Consider the following 14417-nt stretch of genomic DNA (forward strand, 5'->3'; position numbering starts at 1 on the left):
CCGCAGGTCAGGCGTAGGAAGCGACCAGTTCGACCAGCGTTCGTGCCGCGAACCCGGTGGCTCCCGGCACGACGTCGGCGTAGGTCTTGTCGGCCCGCGCGGGACCGGCGATGTCGAGATGCGCCCACGGCACGTCGCCGACGAACTCGCGGAGGAACAGCGCCGCGACGATGCCGCCGGGGCCACCCGGCGCCTGCCGGATGTCGCCGAGCGAACCCTGCACGGTCTCGGCCAGGTCCTCCAGCAGCGGCATCCGCCACCACGCCTCGCCGACCCGCTCGCCCGCCTTCGTGACCCGCTCCGCGAGGACGTCGTCGGTGGCGAACACGCCGCCGGTCCGGACGCCGAGCGAGACCTTCATGGCGCCGGTCAGCGTGGCCGCGTCGATCACGGCGTCCGGCTTGTGCTTCTTGATGCCGTACGCGAGCGCGTCGGCCAGGACCATGCGCCCCTCGGCGTCGGTGTTGCCCACCTCGGTCGTCTTGCCGCCGTAGTGCCGGACGATGTCGCCGGGCCGGTACGACGAACCGGACACGTGGTTCTCGGCGGCGGGCACCAGCCCGGTCACCCGGACCGGCAGGCGCAGCGCGGCGATCGCGCGGACGGCGGCGATGATCGCCGCACCGCCCGCCATGTCGGTGCGCATGAGGTGCATGCCGTCGGCCGGTTTGATCGAAAGACCGCCGGTGTCGAAGGTGATGCCCTTGCCGACCAGCAGCAGATGCGTCGCCGCCCCGCGCGGCCGGTACTCCAGCTCGATCAGCCGCGGTGGCGCGGCGGAACCGCCGCCGACGGCGAGGACGCCGCCGAAGCCCTGTTCGGCCAGCCACTTCTCGTCCCGGACCGTCACGTTCAGGTTCGGGATGCCGCCGGACGCGCGGGCGGCCGTGTCCGCGAGCCAGGCCGGGGTCTTGACGTTCGACGGCGTGTTCGCCAGGTCGCGGGCGAACGCGGCGGCCGCGGCGAGTTCGCGGACCCGCTCCAGCGCCTTGTCGTACGCGGGCACGGCGCGCTCATGGCGGGTGAGCAACCGCACGGTCCGTAGGCCCGGCTTCGGCTCCTCGGCCGTCACCGTGAACCGGTAGCCGCCGAGCAGCAGCCCGAACGCGAGTTCTTCGAAGTGTTCGGCGCCCGCGTCCTCGGGCAGTTCGACGGCGAAGGCGCGGAACGCCTTCTGGCCCGCCTTGACGTCTTCCTCCAGCGCCGCCGAGACCGCGCGGACCAGCGCGGCACCGGCCTTGCGGTACTGCCGCGGTTCGCCGTCGCCGACCCCGGCCAGCCAGCGGACGCCGCCGGTCGGCACGGTCTGCACGTCACCGGCCTTGCCGGTGGGCCGCACGCCGCCGATCTCCGCGAGCCCGGCGTCACCGTCCTCTTCGGACGGCGCCGCGATCAGCGTGGCCAGCGGCGTACCGCGCCGCAGGTCGTCCGAGACTTCGAGTTCGAGCAGCTTCCCCGGAACGGGGGGTAGCGGGTTACGCACAGTGAGCGACCTCCGGGCGCAGATGAACCGCGACCCCGGCCTCCGAGGGGAGACCGGGGTGCGGGTGGTTGAACGTTGGTGCGGTCCGGCTCAGCCGGTGACCTCCTGCAAGGCCGCGCCGAGATCCTTCGCTTCTTCCGCGGAGAGTTCGACGACGAGGCGCCCACCACCTTCGAGTGGTACGCGCATCACGAGGCCCCGCCCCTCCTTAGTCACTTCGAGGGGACCATCTCCGGTCCGGGGCTTCATGGCCGCCATAGCGTGCTCCCTCCGTCTCAACCGGCGCGCCCGGGTCGCGCTCGTCAAAGCCAGCCGGGTCTACTGTCCATTGTCCCTCATCAGCGGCCGAGCGCGAACGCGGACCGATCTTTTGCCGCCGTATCGGTGCTGGTATGCGGCTCGCGAGGCTGAAAGACTCAGTATCGGACCGCAGTTTCGCCGATTAGGAGATCCAGTGACCACATCCGACGTTCTGCTGACCGTCGACGCCGATGGCGTGCGCACCTTCACGCTGAACCGGCCGCAGGCGTACAACTCGCTGACCGTCGAACTCAAGGAACTGCTGCTGGCGGGCCTGACCGAGGCCGCGGCCGACGACAGTGTCCGCGCGGTCGTCCTCACCGGTTCGGGCAAGGCGTTCTGCGCCGGGCAGGATCTGAAGGAGCACGTCGGACTGCTTCAAGCGGGTGACCCGGCGCCGCTACACACGGTCAAGGAGCACTACAACCCGATCGTCAAGACCATCGTCGGGATGCCGAAGCCGGTCATCGCCGCGGTGAACGGCCCGGCGGCCGGCGCGGGCGCCGCCTTCGCCTACGCGAGCGACCTCCGGATCGCGGCGACTTCGGCGAACTTCCTGATGGCGTTCGCGAACGTCGGCCTCGGCCCGGACTCGGGCGCGTCGTGGACGCTGCAGCGGCTGATCGGTCTCGGCCGCGCGGCCGAACTGATGCTGCTGGCGCGCACGGTCGACTCCGCCGAGGCGCTGTCACTGGGCCTGGTCAGCGAGGTCGTCCCGGACGAGGAACTCGCGGCCCGCGCGCAGAAGATCGCCGCGAAGCTCGCGGCGGGCCCGACGGTCGCGTACGCGAAGATCAAGAACGTCCTGTCCGTCGCCGCCGAGTCGTCGCTCGAAGAGGCGCTGGACGCCGAGGACGCGGCGCAGTCCGCGCTGGGCGCGACCGCCGATCACACGGAGGCCGTCGAAGCTTTCGTGGGCAAGCGCAAGCCGACCTTCCAGGGCAAGTAGCCCTCCCCGCAGCGTGAGATGAAGGACGCTTTCATAGCAAAATTTGCAATGAAAGCGTCCTTCATAGCGCTCTCGGGACCGGTACCCGACCGGCGCGGTTAGCGTCCCGCGGTGATCCCGCCCCACCTCAGGACGCAAGCCGCGAAGAACGACCTCGGCGAGTTCGTCCGCCGCTACCGACGCCGCCCAGGCGTCGTCGGCACCTTCATCGCCTTCGCACCACTCGTGGGCACGCTGGTCCTGGGGATCCGGGAAAGCGACCCGACGACGACCCTGGGAATCCTGCTGTTCCTGTGGCCGCCGCTGTTCCTCACATGGTGCGTCTCCACGCGAAGGCGCCTCGACGGCGGCATCTACCTCTTCACCGGCGGTTTCGCGGAGGTCCACGGCCGCAAAGTCCGGTATGTCGTCCCGTGGGCCCGAGTCCGCGAAGTGCGCTACAAAAGCGTCGAGCACTGGCTGAACTTCATCCCCTTCGCCTACGTCGCGAAGTGCGTGATCGCCCTGGACAACGGCGGGGTGATCGAACTCGACGGCAGCTACCGGCCCCTCGAACGACTGGCGAGGGACCTCCACGCCCAGGCGCGCTAGACAGCCCGGAAGCAGTCCTTCACGTGGTCGTCGACCATCCCCGTCGCCTGCATCAGCGCGTAACACGTCGTCGGCCCCAGGAACACGAAGCCGCGCTTCTTCAGTTCCTTCGCCATCGCCTTCGACTCGTCGGTGATCGCCGGGACGTCCGCCATCCGCCGCGGCCGGGCATGCCGCGAAGGCGCGAACGACCACAGCAGGTCGTCCAGCGAACCGTCCAGTTCCGAGATCGCGCGGGCGTTGTTGATCGCCGCCAGGATCTTCGCCCGGTTCCGCACGATCGACGCGTCTTCCATGAGACGGGATACGTCGTCGTCGGTGAAGACGGCGACCTTCTCCGGCACGAATCCGGCGAACGCCTTCCGGAACGACTCCCGCTTCCGCAGGATCGTGATCCACGAGAGCCCGGACTGGAACGACTCCAGGCACAGACGCTCGTACAGCTCTTCGTCGCCGTGGAGCGGGACGCCCCATTCGGTGTCGTGGTACTCGACGTAGTCCGGGGCCGAGTTGCCCCACGAACACCGCTTGATCCCGTCCGCCCCCAGCAGACCCGCCTCAGCCAACCCGGTACCCCTCCGCGTACTTCACGAATTTCTGCAGGCACAGCCGCAGTCCCAGTTCGAATCCCGGTTTCGCGACCGGCCAGCCGAGCCGTCCGACGACGCCGAACGGCGGCCGCAGATGCTCCGCCCAGACGAACGTCGACGCGTGCGGCCCCTTCTCGATCACCTGGAACACCCCGGTGCCCTGCACGATCTTGCCGAGATGTGTCACCACGCACCGCAGCGGCGGTTCCCAGGTGGTGATCTCCATGGTGTCGGTGAACCCGATCCCGGCGACGCCGGTGAAGGCCGACAGCTTCGAGCCCACGCTGCGCCCGTTGCCCTCGATGACCTTGACCTCGGTGCCGAGCATCCATTCGCCCTGGCGTGCCCAGTCGGTCAGGGCGAGCCAAGCCGTCCCGGCCGGTACCGCGACGTCGACCGAGACGACGACATCGGTCACCTGGCGCCCTCGCGCTCGGCCTCCAGTTCGGCCACTTTGGCGCGCAGTTCCTCGATCTCGACGCCGAGCCGCCGCATCACCCAGTCCACTTCGGACATCTTGTAGCCGCGCAGCACCATCTGGTAGCGGACGGCGTGGACGTCCTCGGCGGTGATGTCCTCGGCGGGCAGCCTGGTCGGCGAACTGCCGGGCGGCAGCGGGGCGAGCTCCTCACCCCTGCCGAACACCACGGCGGCCAGCAGAAACACCACCGCGGCCACCAGCAGCATGACTACGAGATAGATCAGGGCGGTCGTCACGCCACGATCGTGGCACACGAACGCCACGATCGTCGCGCCAGCAACGCGAGTCGCACGCTGACCACCACCCAGAGGACCATCAGGATGCCGCACGGCACCGACAGGAACAGCCTCGAAGCGTCGATCAGCCCGGTGGCGATCACCAGCAGCGCCACCGAAAGCAGGTTCAGCCCGACGGCCTCGCCGATCAGCACGCCGGCGGTCTTGACCAGCTTGGCGCCGTCCATCCGCCGGGAAAGCCAGCGCATGCTGACCAGGGCGATCACCCCCAGCACCGGCACGATGAACACCGAACCGTGGGTGAACTGGGCGATGTAGCGGTACCAGCCCGGGGTCGGCGCGAGCTGCGACCACTCGCCGAAGGTCCATTTGCGGGCGAGCTCCCAGGCGAGCTGCATCATCGGCACGCCGAGGATCAGCTTCCAGAGCGTCCGGGTCCCGCTGTGCATCCCGAGTTCGGCCTGGTAGTCCCGCGCGATCAGGTGCACCGGCCCGAAGTCTTCGACGGCGCGCCGCTGCGCGTCGTGCTCGCTCCAGCCGCCGTCGCGATAGGCGTCGGCGGCGTCGTTGAGCCCGTCCCGCGCCTCGCGCAGCAGATCCCGCTTCGCCGACACGGGGCCGTCCAGCCTCGTGCGCAGCTCGCCGAGATAGGCCTCGATCACCGTCATGCCGTCGCTCTCCGACTCCGCGCGGCGACCGCGAGCCGCGTGCTGAACAGGATCCACATCGCGGACAGGAGCGCGCACGGCACGCTGACGATCAGGCGGGCGGGCTCCAGCAGCCCGGTCGCGCCGCCGTAGGTCGCGACCGCGAGCAGGTTCAGCCCCACCGCCCCGGCCAAGGACCACGAGACCACGCGAGCGGTGGACGGACCACCCGGCCGTCGCGAAAGCAGCCGTGCCGCGATCAGCCCGGCGATCGCGATCATCGGGGACAGTGCCGCGAGAGTGTCGGCCGTGCCGATCGCCTGGTGGTACCAGGACGGCGGCTGCCCGAGCCGCGACCAGTCGCCGGAGCTGAACACCCGGGCGAGATCCCAGCCGAGGATCAGCAACGGCACCCCGACGATCAGCTCCCACAGGACGCGGATGTCTCGCCGTAGCCCCAGTTCCGCCTGGTAGTCACGGGCGATGAGGTCGGCGGGGCCGAAATCCGCGACGGCCCGTCGTTCCGCTTCCGCCTCGTCGACGCCGCCCGCGCGGTACGCCTCGGCCGCGTCGGTCAGGCCGTCCCGCGCCTCGGTGAGCAGATCGGCCTTCGCCCCCGCCGGACCGCTGAGCCGCCGGTCCAGGTCGCCGACGTAGTCCTCGATCGTGTTCATGCGGCGATCAGCGTCCGCGACCGGAAGGCCGGTGAGAGCAGCCAGAAACTGAACACCGCCCAGCCGATGGACAGCACGTTGCACGGCACGCTCATGTTCATCCTGGACGGGTCGAGGACGGCGGTGCCGACCGCGAGCAGGAGCATCGCGACCAGGTTCGCGATCGCCGAGGCCGCCACGGTCCAGCGCGCGAAGCCCGCCAAGCGAGTGCCGTCGAGCCTGCGCCCCAGCAGGCGGGTGCCCAGCAGCGCGATCGCCCCGATCACCGGTGAGACCACGACGAAAAAGCCCGAGAGATCGACGACGGACAGGTACCAGCCCGGGGGCGTTCCCAGGTTGCCCCAATCCCCATAGGTCCAAAGCCGCGCCAGTTCCCAGCTCACCTGGAACAGCGGGACGCCGACGATGACCTTCCACAACGTGCCGATGTGGCCGCGCAGCGCCAATTCGGCCTGGTAGTCCCGGGCGATCGTGGCGACGGGGCCGAAGTCCGCGACGGCCCGGCGTTCGGCTTCCGCCTCGTCGGCACCGCCCTCGCGATACGCCTCGGCCGCGTCGACCAGTCCGTCGTGCGCCTCGGTGAGCAGATCGGCCTTGGCCCCCGCCGATCCGCTCAAGCGTCTGTCCAGATCGCCCATGTAGGCATCGATCGCGCTCATGCCGTGCTCCCCCTAGCTCGAGCTGCTCTTCCCCGGCGAGAGCTCATTGGAAGAGCACGCCGCCGATCACAGTCGTGAACTCCTGCCACTCCGCCCGTTCCGCCGCCAAGGCCTTCTGCCCGGAGCGGGTGAGCTTGTACGTACGACGTTTGCGGCCGGACACGACGTCCCATTCGCTGGCGAGGAACCCGGCGCGCTCCAACCGGCGAAGCGCCGGGTAGACGGTGCCCGTCGGCAGGTCGAGCGCACCGTCACTGCGGAGCTGAAGCGCCTCGATGATGGCGTACCCGTGGAGCTTCCGGCCGTCGAGGACGGCGAGGAGCAACGCGTCGAGGTGCCCGCGCAGGCTGTCGGCCTTCATAGATAGACAGTCTACACATCGCCGATCAACAGGGTAGTCAGGTCTTTCCACTGGTCACCTCAGGGAATTACCCCGAGATCGCCCCGATTTCATAGATTTTGTGGCTACATGTAGGCAGACTACGTATACAGTGCATCGACATGGACGCACTCCCGATCGCGAGACTCCAGTTCGCGACGACGACCTCGTTCCACTTCCTGTTCGTGCTGCTCACACTGGGGCTCGTGACACTCGTCGCGGTGATGCAGACACGCTCCGCGTTCGGCGGCAAGCCGGAACTGACCCGGATGACGCGCTTCTGGGGCAAGCTGTACGTGATCAATTACGCGCTGGGGATCGTCACCGGAATCGTGATGGAATTCCAGTTCGGACTGACCTGGACCGGCCTGTCCGCGGTCGCGGGTGACGTCTTCGGCGCGCCGCTGGCCATCGAGACGCTGGTGGCGTTCTTCGCCGAATCGACCTTCCTGGGGCTGTGGATCTTCGGGTTCGGCAGGCTGAACAAGTGGGTCCACCTGGCGCTGATCTGGCTGGTCACGCTCACCGCGTACGCCTCCGCGCTGTTCATCATGGTGGCCAACTCGTTCCTGCAGAACCCGGTCGGCACCCACGTCGAGAACGGCGTGCTGAAGCTCGACGACTTCGGCGCGCTGTTCACCAACCCGGCGCTGGCCATGTCGCTGCCGCACGTGCTGAGCGCGGCCCTGATGACCGGCGGGTTCTTCGTGGTCGGCGTCAGCGCGTACCACTTCATCAAGCGCACCAAGGAGATCGAGTTCTTCCGGCGCTCCATGCGGATCGGCGTGCTCACCTCGCTGGTGGGCAGCACGATGGTGATCGGTTTCGGCTTCGCCCAGTTCGGCCCGCTCGGGGAGTACCACCCCGGCAAGCTCGAAACCCCGGATCCGCTGGTCGGCGCCCCGCTGGGGCTGATGATCCAGATCGGGTTCGTCGCCTTCCTCGCCTCGATCCTCGGCACGCTGCTGCTGTTCCGGAACTGGATCACCAAGGTGCGCCCGCTGCTGTACGTGATGGTGCTGGCGATCCCGCTGCCGTTCTTCGCCGCGATCTCCGGCTGGCTGGTGCGGGAGATCGGCCGTCAGCCGTGGCTGATCCGCGGCAGGTTGACCACCGCCGACGCCGTCGCGTCGATCCCGGCGGGGCAGCTCCTGTTCTCCTTCATCGCTTTCACGCTGTTGTTCCTGGTGCTCGCGATCGCCGACTGGGTGCTGATGTCACGGGTCGCCAAACGCGGCCCCGATCCCGAAGAAGAGGCGGCCCCGCCTCGCGCCGAACTTCCCGTCCTGAGCGGAGTCTGACCGATGGTGATCCTCTGGTGGTGTGTGCTCGGTTTCCTGATCTCGGGCTATTTCGCGCTGGCCGGCTACGACTACGGCGTCGGGATGCTGCTCGGCAGGCTCAGCCGTGACGAGGCCGGACGGCGGCGCGTGCTGGGCGCCTTCGGCCCGTTCTTCCTGGCCAACGAGGTCTGGCTGGTGGCCGCGGTCGGCGTCCTGTTCGGCGCTTTCCCGCATCTGGAAGGGAAAGTGTTCTCCGGGGCGTACCTCCCGGTCGTCGCCCTGCTGCTCGGGCTGGTCACCTTCACCGCGGCGGTGCAGTTGCGCAGCAGGCGCCCGGACGCGGGCCGCGGCGCGTGGACGCTGGCGATCACCGTCGGCGCCTGGGTGACGGCGGTGTCGTGGGGTGTGTTCCTCGGCAATCTCGTCCTCGGGCTCCCGCTCGACGCGGCCGGGAAGCCGGCGGGCGACGTCCTCGCGGTGTTCAGTCCGTACGCGTTGCTCTGGGGCGCCGGGTTCGTCGCGCTGTTCGCCTTGCAGGGTGCGGCTTTCCTCGCCGTGCGGGCACCCGCCGAGTTCACCGCCCGCGCGAACCGGATCGCCAAGGCCCTCCTCGCGCCCGCGCTCGCGTTCCTGGTCGTGGCCGTCGTCTGGGGTGCCTTCGAGACCTCCGCGTCGTGGTCGGTGGTGCCCGCGATCGTGCTGGCGTTCGGCGCGCTGGGCGCCGCGTCCTCGGCCTTGCGCGCGGGGCGGCACAAGGCCGCGCTCGTCGCCACGATGGTCCTGTCCGCGTCGCCGGTACTGGCCGTCGGGACCCTGCGCCTGCCGGCCGCGCTGACGTCCTCTGTGGACGGTGGATTCTCGCTGAGCCTGACGGAAGCGGCCACCAGCACCGAAATGCTCGGCCTGCTCACCTTTGTCCTGCCGCCCGCGCTGGTGGCGATCGCCGCCGTCCAGTGGGCGACCTGGCGCAGGCACGAAGGCCGCGTCGACCAGCGTTCACTGCTGCACTTCTAGGAGCCTGTGATGCCACCCCTTCCCGGACTGCGACGTCATTTCGGTGTACTGGGCGTCCTCGGAACGCTGACCGCCGCGGCGATCCTCGTCCAGGCGGACGGTCTCGCGACGCTGCTCACCGGCGGCGGCGTGACTTGGACCCTCGCGGCCGCCATCGCGGCCAGGGTGGCGCTCGCGGGCGTCCAGGGTTCCCTCGGCGGACGGTTCGCGGCGACGGTCAAGGCCAAGCTGCGCAAACGGCTTCTCGGCGCGGAAGCCGAGAATCCCGGCGAGGTCGCGACCTTGGTGACCAAGGGGATCGACGCGGGCGACGCCTACCTGACCGGCTACCTGCCGACGCTGGTGCTGTCGGCGATCGTGCCGATCGCGGTGGTCGTCCGGCTGTTCGCCGCGGATCTGTCGTCGGCGCTGATCATCACCGCGACGCTGCCGCTGATCCCGGTGTTCGCGATCCTGGTCGGGCAGCACACGAAGGCGAAGACGGCCAAACAGTGGCAGCTGCTTTCCAAGCTGGGCGGGCATTTCCTCGACGTCGTGCGCGGGCTCGGCACGCTCAAGGTGTTCGGCCGCGCCGAGGCTCAGGCGAAGACGGTGCGGGCGATGGCGGACGCGCATACGGACGCGACGATGCGCACGCTGCGGGTCGCGTTCCTGTCCGCGCTGGTACTGGAACTGGTGGCGACGCTTTCGGTGGCGCTCGTGGCGGTGCCGATCGGGTTCCGCCTGCTGGAAGGCGGGATGGTCCTGCACCCCGCGGTGCTGGTGCTGCTGCTCGCGCCCGAGGCGTACCTGCCGTTGCGGGCGGCCGGGGCGAAGTTCCACGCCAGCGCGGAAGGGCTCGCCACACTGCGGGAGGCGTTGGCCGTCCCGGCGGAGGACGTCGTCCGCGGTTCGCGCGTGGCCCGGCGCGGCGCGCCGAAGATCGTGCTGGAGAAGGTGAGTGTCGCGTACGGCGACGAGATCGTGCTGTCCGAAGTGGACATGACGATCGAGGCGGGCGAGCACGTCGCGCTCGTCGGTCCCAGCGGTTCCGGGAAGAGCACGCTGCTGGCGGTCCTGCTGGGCTTCGTCGCGCCGACGTCCGGCCGGGTCCTCGTCGACGGCGTCGATCTGCGAGAGCTGGATCCTGGCGCGTGGCGGGCCGGGACGGCGTGGGTGCCGCAACGGCCGACGTTGTTCACCGGGACCGTCGAGGACAACATCGCCATGGGCGGGGTGCCGGACGTCCAGGCGGCGGCCCGCGCGGCGGCGTTCGACGACGTCGTACGCGGGCTGCCCGACGGTTACCGGACGCGGATCGGCGAGCTGGGCGCGCCGCTTTCCGCCGGGCAGCGGCAGCGGCTCGGCCTCGCCAGGGCACTGGCCCGGACGGAAGCGGGCTTGGCACTGCTCGACGAACCGACCGCGCGGCTCGACGCGGGGACCGAAGCGGCCGTGCTCGGCGCGACCCGCGAACTGCTCACCGGCCGGACCGCGCTGCTCGTGGCCCACCGGCCCGCGATGGCCGGACTGGCCACCCGCGTCCTCGAAGTCCGCGAGGGCACCGTACGAGAACGGGAACTGGTGTGAACGTCTGGGGTGTGTCCACAAAGGACGTCGTCCGGCTGATCCGGGCCGGGCTGATCGCGGCCGGGGCGGAGCTGGCCGGGCTGGCGCTGATGGCCACCGCCGCGTGGTTGCTGCTCAAGGCGGCCGAGCAGCCGCCGCTGGCGTCACTCACGGTGGCGATCGTCGCCGTCCGGACGCTGGCGCTGCTACGCGGCGGACTGCGTTACGCGGAACGGCTCGCCGGACACGAGGTCGTCCTGCGGTATCTCGGCGCCCTGCGCACCCGCGTCTACACGTCGTTGCTGCCGCACAGGGTTTCCCGGCATTCCGGCGGCGACCTCGTCACGCGCCTGGTGTCCGATGTGGACGCCGTGCAGGACGCGATCCTGCGCTGTCTGCTGCCCGCCGGTGTCGCCGCTTTCGTGGGCGCGGTGTCGACCGCGGTCGCGCTCGTCCTCAGTCCGGTGGCCGGGCTCGTGCTGGCGCTCGGGCTCGCCGTCGCGGGAATCGGGTTGCCGTGGCTGTGCGTGCGGGTCACCCGCGCGGCGGCGGAGAAGAGCGCTCCGGCACGGGCCGACCTCGCCGAACGGTCGGTCGAGCTGATCACCGGACGACGCGAGCTGATCGCGTATGGCGTCCACGAGTCCACTGTGGACGCGGCGCACGGCGCCGTCGACGCCCTCGCCGTCCGGGACCAGGCGACGGCGAACCGGACCAGTCTGCTGACCGCGGCCGGGATGCTCGTCCAGCTGCTGACCTGCGTCACGATCGCGCTGACCGCCGGGGTTTCGCCGCCGCTGACGGCGGCACTGGCGCTGGGGGCGCTGGCCGTGTTCGAGCTGGTCCTCCCGCTGACCGCGGCCGCTCAGCGCTGGGTCGAGGTCCGGGCGTCGGCGGAACGCGTGCGCGCGCTGCTGACCGAGCCGTCGCCCGCGCGGGGCAGCGCGGTGCCCGAGCCGGGACACCTGCGGCTGGAAGGGGTCGGCGTCGTCTTCGAGGGCAGGGCTCCGGCGCTGGAGGGCGTCGACCTCGACCTGCCGCCGGGCAAGCGGGTCGGGATCCTGGGGCCGAGCGGGGCCGGGAAGACGACACTGCTGAACGTGCTGCTCGGTTCCGTGGCGCCGACGTCCGGCCGGGCTTCACTCAATGGCCGCGCGCTCGACGAGTACGACCCGGCGCTGCTGCCGTCGGTGGTCTCCGGCGCGCTCGCGGACGCGCACGTGTTCCACGCGACGGTCCGGGAGAACCTGCTGCTCGCGGCCCCAGGCGCCGCGGACACCGAGCTGCTCGCGGCGTGCGAAACGGCCGGTTTCGACCTGCCTTTGGACCGCGAAGTCGGCTCTGACGGAGACGCGCTCTCGGGCGGGCAGCGCCAGCGGCTCGTGCTCGCCCGGGCGGTGCTGGCCGCACCACCGATCCTGGTGCTGGACGAGCCTGTCGAGGGACTGGACCCGGAGCACGGCGACGCCGTCCTGGCGGACGTTCTCGCGGCCACGCGCGGCACCGTCGTCCTCGTGACGCACCGTGAAGCGCACGTGGCCGGGTTCGACGAGGTCCTACGACTCGGTTAGGCCGCGGACTTCCCGCATCGGCGGCCGGTCGCCGACCGAGATCTCGGCCACCTCCGGCAGCCATTCGTCACCTACCTGCGCGAACTGGGTGAGCTGGGCCGGGTCGTCGGACTTGATACCGCAGCGCGCGAGCGCCGTGCCGAGGATCTGCCGCGCCATCACGCCCAGCTGAAGCAGCGAACGGTTGCGATGCTTGCGTACGCCGAGGTTGACCTGCGCGAGCCCTTCGAGGCCGTAGCGCGCTTCGGCGTCGAGGATGAGGCCGATCTCGACGCCGTACCCGGCCGCGAAGGGCACCGACTCGAGGAACTCCCGCGTCGCGGCGTACTCACCGCCCAGGGGCTGGATGAGCCCCGAGAGCGACGGGCGCAGCGCCGAGAGGACCGGTCGCGCCAGCAGCTCGGTGACCCGGCCGCCGCCGCTGCTCTCCAGCCGCAGCGGCCGCCGGTAGAAGCCCTTGACCAAGTGGACACCGTCTTCGCAGAGCAGCGGCCCGAGCAGCGTGGGCACGAACGCCGGGTCCGGGTCGACGAGGTCGGAATCGAGGAACACGACGACGTCACCGGTCGTCGCGGCGAGCGACCGCCACAGTACCTCGCCCTTGCCCGGCACCGGCGGCAGTTCGGGGAGCACGTCCTCGCGGTGCACCACACGCGCGCCGGCGGCTGCCGCGAGCTCGGCGGTGGCGTCGGTGGACCCGGAGTCCATCACGATCAGCTCGTCGACGATCGTGCCCAGCAACGGGCGGACCGTGCCGACGACCTCGGCGACGGTGTCCTCTTCGTCGAGAGCCGGTAGCACGACCGAAACCGTCCGGTCACCCTTCGCAGCGACGATGTCGTCGAGCGTCCAACCGGGGTTCTGCCACGTACGCCGCTCGAACCAACTCATGAGTAGTGATCGTGCCATGCTGGAGTCCGACACCTTGTCGATGGAGGAAACTTGCTACCGCTGCTCGTCCGTTTCGTGCTGGGTCCGCTGGTCAGGGCGCTGTACCGCCCCGAGATCCGCGGCGTGGAGAACATCCCCGCCACCGGTCCGGTGCTGCTCGCGCCCAACCACCGGGCGGCCTTGGACACCGGCGTGATCACTTTCACGGCGATGCGGCAGGTCAAATTCCTCGGCAAGGCGGAGTACTTCACCGGCCGCGGGCTCAAGGGCAAACTGATGGCCGGTTTCCTGGGCGGCCTCGGCTACGTCCCGGTCGAACGCGGCAACGCGCAGGCCGGTCTCGCCGCGCTGGAGGCGGCGCGGAAGGTGCTCGACGCGGGCGGCGCGTTCGCGATCTACCCCGAAGGCACCCGCTCGCTGGACGGGCGGCTGCACCGCGGCCACACCGGCGTCGCGGCCCTGGCGCTGGCGACCGGCGCGAAGGTCGTCCCCGTCGCGCTTTCCGGCACCGAGAACCTGCAGCCCGCCGGGAAGCGGATCCCGCGGCGGGCGAAGATCACCGTCACCTACGGCGAGCCGCTGGACTTCTCGCGATACGAGGGGCAGGACTCGTCGCCGGCGATCCGGCGCTCGGTGACCGACGAGATCATGTACGCCATCCTGGAGCTTTCGGGGCAGGAGTACGTCGACTCGTACCACAAACGCCCTGATCAGAGCGCTGCCTGACGCTGTTCCGGTGCCGGGGCGATAGCAAAGGTCCCTTGCTCCCCCGGGCGCCCGCCGCCTCCCCCGACGCCTCTCTGCCGCCTCCCTCGCCGCTGCTAGGAACGGCTCTTTCCTTGCAAATTTTGCAAGGAAAGGACCGTTCATTGCACGGTCTGTCCGTGAAGGCCTCCTTGCCTACCTTGAAGGTAGTGAAGGAGGCCTTCACGGACTCTGGGTCCCTCAAGGAGGCCTTCACGGACCGCCTTACTGCCTCGGGAACCTCAAGAACCCCAGTAACCTCGCACGCCACGACGGGTGCGCGTGAAGGCCCCCTTCACGCGGCTCAGCCGAGGAAACTCGACCTTCACGCCAGGCCCAAGTACATGAAGGGGTCCTTCACGGAGCCAGGCGCAAGC

The 14417-nt window shown here is 70.0% G+C and carries 17 protein-coding genes; 7 read left to right on the forward strand and 10 right to left on the reverse strand.

What is annotated here, in order from left to right:
• Positions 1-7: 7 nt before the first annotated feature.
• Together IE302_RS25340 and IE302_RS25345 are read right to left on the reverse strand one after the other, a co-directional pair.
• Complete coding sequence (locus tag IE302_RS25340) at positions 8-1483, reverse strand: leucyl aminopeptidase family protein (RefSeq protein ID WP_191256987.1); 1476 nt, start codon at positions 1481-1483, stop codon at positions 8-10.
• A 90-nt stretch (positions 1484-1573) separates the two neighbouring features.
• Entirely contained in the window at positions 1574-1741 is a 168-nt protein-coding gene (locus tag IE302_RS25345; protein WP_005155393.1) for a DUF3117 domain-containing protein, read from the reverse strand.
• Positions 1742-1937: 196 nt separating this feature from the next.
• Here IE302_RS25345 and IE302_RS25350 point away from each other — a divergent pair, with 196 nt between their 5' ends.
• Together IE302_RS25350 and IE302_RS25355 are read left to right on the forward strand one after the other, a co-directional pair.
• Positions 1938-2732, forward strand: a complete 795-nt coding sequence (locus tag IE302_RS25350) for an enoyl-CoA hydratase-related protein (protein WP_191256988.1) — start codon at positions 1938-1940, stop codon at positions 2730-2732.
• Between the two features lie 111 nt (positions 2733-2843).
• A complete protein-coding gene (locus IE302_RS25355) occupies positions 2844-3323 on the forward strand; it encodes a hypothetical protein (protein WP_191256989.1) in 480 nt (159 codons plus the stop codon).
• Here IE302_RS25355 and IE302_RS25360 read toward each other — a convergent pair.
• From IE302_RS25360 to IE302_RS25390, 7 genes are read right to left on the reverse strand one after another with little or no spacing between them, the layout of a single operon-like run.
• Positions 3320-3889 (reverse strand): DNA-3-methyladenine glycosylase I, encoded by a 570-nt coding sequence (locus IE302_RS25360; protein ID WP_191256990.1) that lies wholly within the window; start codon positions 3887-3889, stop codon positions 3320-3322. The genes IE302_RS25355 and IE302_RS25360 overlap by 4 nt on opposite strands.
• The gene (locus IE302_RS25365; RefSeq protein WP_191256991.1) at positions 3882-4331 is read right to left on the reverse strand and encodes an SRPBCC family protein; all 450 of its coding nucleotides are present in this window, start codon (positions 4329-4331) and stop codon (positions 3882-3884) included. The genes IE302_RS25360 and IE302_RS25365 overlap by 8 nt, the downstream gene beginning before the upstream one ends.
• On the reverse strand, positions 4328-4630 hold the full coding sequence (locus tag IE302_RS25370) for a DivIVA domain-containing protein (protein WP_039917099.1): 303 nt from the start codon (positions 4628-4630) through the stop codon (positions 4328-4330). The genes IE302_RS25365 and IE302_RS25370 overlap by 4 nt, the downstream gene beginning before the upstream one ends.
• A complete protein-coding gene (locus IE302_RS25375; protein ID WP_191256992.1) occupies positions 4627-5298 on the reverse strand; it encodes a permease prefix domain 1-containing protein in 672 nt (223 codons plus the stop codon). Before IE302_RS25375 ends, IE302_RS25370 begins: the two co-directional genes overlap by 4 nt.
• On the reverse strand, positions 5295-5951 hold the full coding sequence (locus tag IE302_RS25380) for a permease prefix domain 1-containing protein (protein ID WP_191256993.1): 657 nt from the start codon (positions 5949-5951) through the stop codon (positions 5295-5297). The genes IE302_RS25375 and IE302_RS25380 overlap by 4 nt, the downstream gene beginning before the upstream one ends.
• Positions 5948-6610: a permease prefix domain 1-containing protein gene (locus tag IE302_RS25385; protein ID WP_191256994.1), complete on the reverse strand. Its 663-nt coding sequence runs from the start codon at positions 6608-6610 to the stop codon at positions 5948-5950. The genes IE302_RS25380 and IE302_RS25385 overlap by 4 nt, the downstream gene beginning before the upstream one ends.
• Positions 6611-6653: 43 nt before the next feature.
• A complete protein-coding gene (locus IE302_RS25390) occupies positions 6654-6971 on the reverse strand; it encodes a helix-turn-helix transcriptional regulator (protein WP_007031837.1) in 318 nt (105 codons plus the stop codon).
• 140 nt (positions 6972-7111) lie between these two features.
• Between IE302_RS25390 and IE302_RS25395 the strand changes: the two genes are divergently transcribed.
• Genes IE302_RS25395 through cydC form a run of 4 tightly spaced genes read left to right on the forward strand, consistent with a single transcriptional unit; the run spans position 7112 to position 12405 of the window.
• Positions 7112-8290: a cytochrome ubiquinol oxidase subunit I gene (locus tag IE302_RS25395; RefSeq protein WP_191256995.1), complete on the forward strand. Its 1179-nt coding sequence runs from the start codon at positions 7112-7114 to the stop codon at positions 8288-8290.
• A gap of 3 nt (positions 8291-8293) precedes the next feature.
• Positions 8294-9286, forward strand: a complete 993-nt coding sequence (locus IE302_RS25400; protein ID WP_191256996.1) for a cytochrome d ubiquinol oxidase subunit II — start codon at positions 8294-8296, stop codon at positions 9284-9286.
• 9 nt (positions 9287-9295) lie between these two features.
• On the forward strand, positions 9296-10855 hold the full coding sequence (cydD, locus tag IE302_RS25405; RefSeq protein ID WP_191256997.1) for a thiol reductant ABC exporter subunit CydD: 1560 nt from the start codon (positions 9296-9298) through the stop codon (positions 10853-10855).
• Positions 10852-12405, forward strand: a complete 1554-nt coding sequence (gene cydC / locus IE302_RS25410) for a thiol reductant ABC exporter subunit CydC (RefSeq protein ID WP_191256998.1) — start codon at positions 10852-10854, stop codon at positions 12403-12405. Before cydD ends, cydC begins: the two co-directional genes overlap by 4 nt.
• Here the strand turns inward: cydC and IE302_RS25415 are convergent.
• On the reverse strand, positions 12391-13296 hold the full coding sequence (locus tag IE302_RS25415) for a glucosyl-3-phosphoglycerate synthase (RefSeq protein WP_191256999.1): 906 nt from the start codon (positions 13294-13296) through the stop codon (positions 12391-12393). The genes cydC and IE302_RS25415 overlap by 15 nt on opposite strands.
• A gap of 51 nt (positions 13297-13347) precedes the next feature.
• Between IE302_RS25415 and IE302_RS25420 the strand changes: the two genes are divergently transcribed.
• Entirely contained in the window at positions 13348-14022 is a 675-nt protein-coding gene (locus IE302_RS25420; protein ID WP_191257000.1) for a lysophospholipid acyltransferase family protein, read from the forward strand.
• Positions 14023-14417 lie beyond the last annotated feature (395 nt).

The sequence above is a fragment of the Amycolatopsis oliviviridis genome (assembly GCF_014654365.1).
In the GTDB taxonomy this organism is placed as follows: domain Bacteria; phylum Actinomycetota; class Actinomycetes; order Mycobacteriales; family Pseudonocardiaceae; genus Amycolatopsis; species Amycolatopsis oliviviridis.

Coding starts and splice junctions, on each gene's coding strand:
- IE302_RS25375 (WP_191256992.1), bottom strand. CDS start 5,298: ATGACGGTGATCGAGGCCTATCTCGGCGAGCTGCGCACGAGGCTGGAC.
- cydD (WP_191256997.1), top strand. CDS start 9,296: ATGCCACCCCTTCCCGGACTGCGACGTCATTTCGGTGTACTGGGCGTC.
- IE302_RS25395 (WP_191256995.1), top strand. CDS start 7,112: ATGGACGCACTCCCGATCGCGAGACTCCAGTTCGCGACGACGACCTCG.
- IE302_RS25415 (WP_191256999.1), bottom strand. CDS start 13,296: ATGAGTTGGTTCGAGCGGCGTACGTGGCAGAACCCCGGTTGGACGCTC.
- IE302_RS25385 (WP_191256994.1), bottom strand. CDS start 6,610: ATGAGCGCGATCGATGCCTACATGGGCGATCTGGACAGACGCTTGAGC.
- IE302_RS25400 (WP_191256996.1), top strand. CDS start 8,294: ATGGTGATCCTCTGGTGGTGTGTGCTCGGTTTCCTGATCTCGGGCTAT.
- IE302_RS25390 (WP_007031837.1), bottom strand. CDS start 6,971: ATGAAGGCCGACAGCCTGCGCGGGCACCTCGACGCGTTGCTCCTCGCC.
- IE302_RS25345 (WP_005155393.1), bottom strand. CDS start 1,741: ATGGCGGCCATGAAGCCCCGGACCGGAGATGGTCCCCTCGAAGTGACT.
- IE302_RS25380 (WP_191256993.1), bottom strand. CDS start 5,951: ATGAACACGATCGAGGACTACGTCGGCGACCTGGACCGGCGGCTCAGC.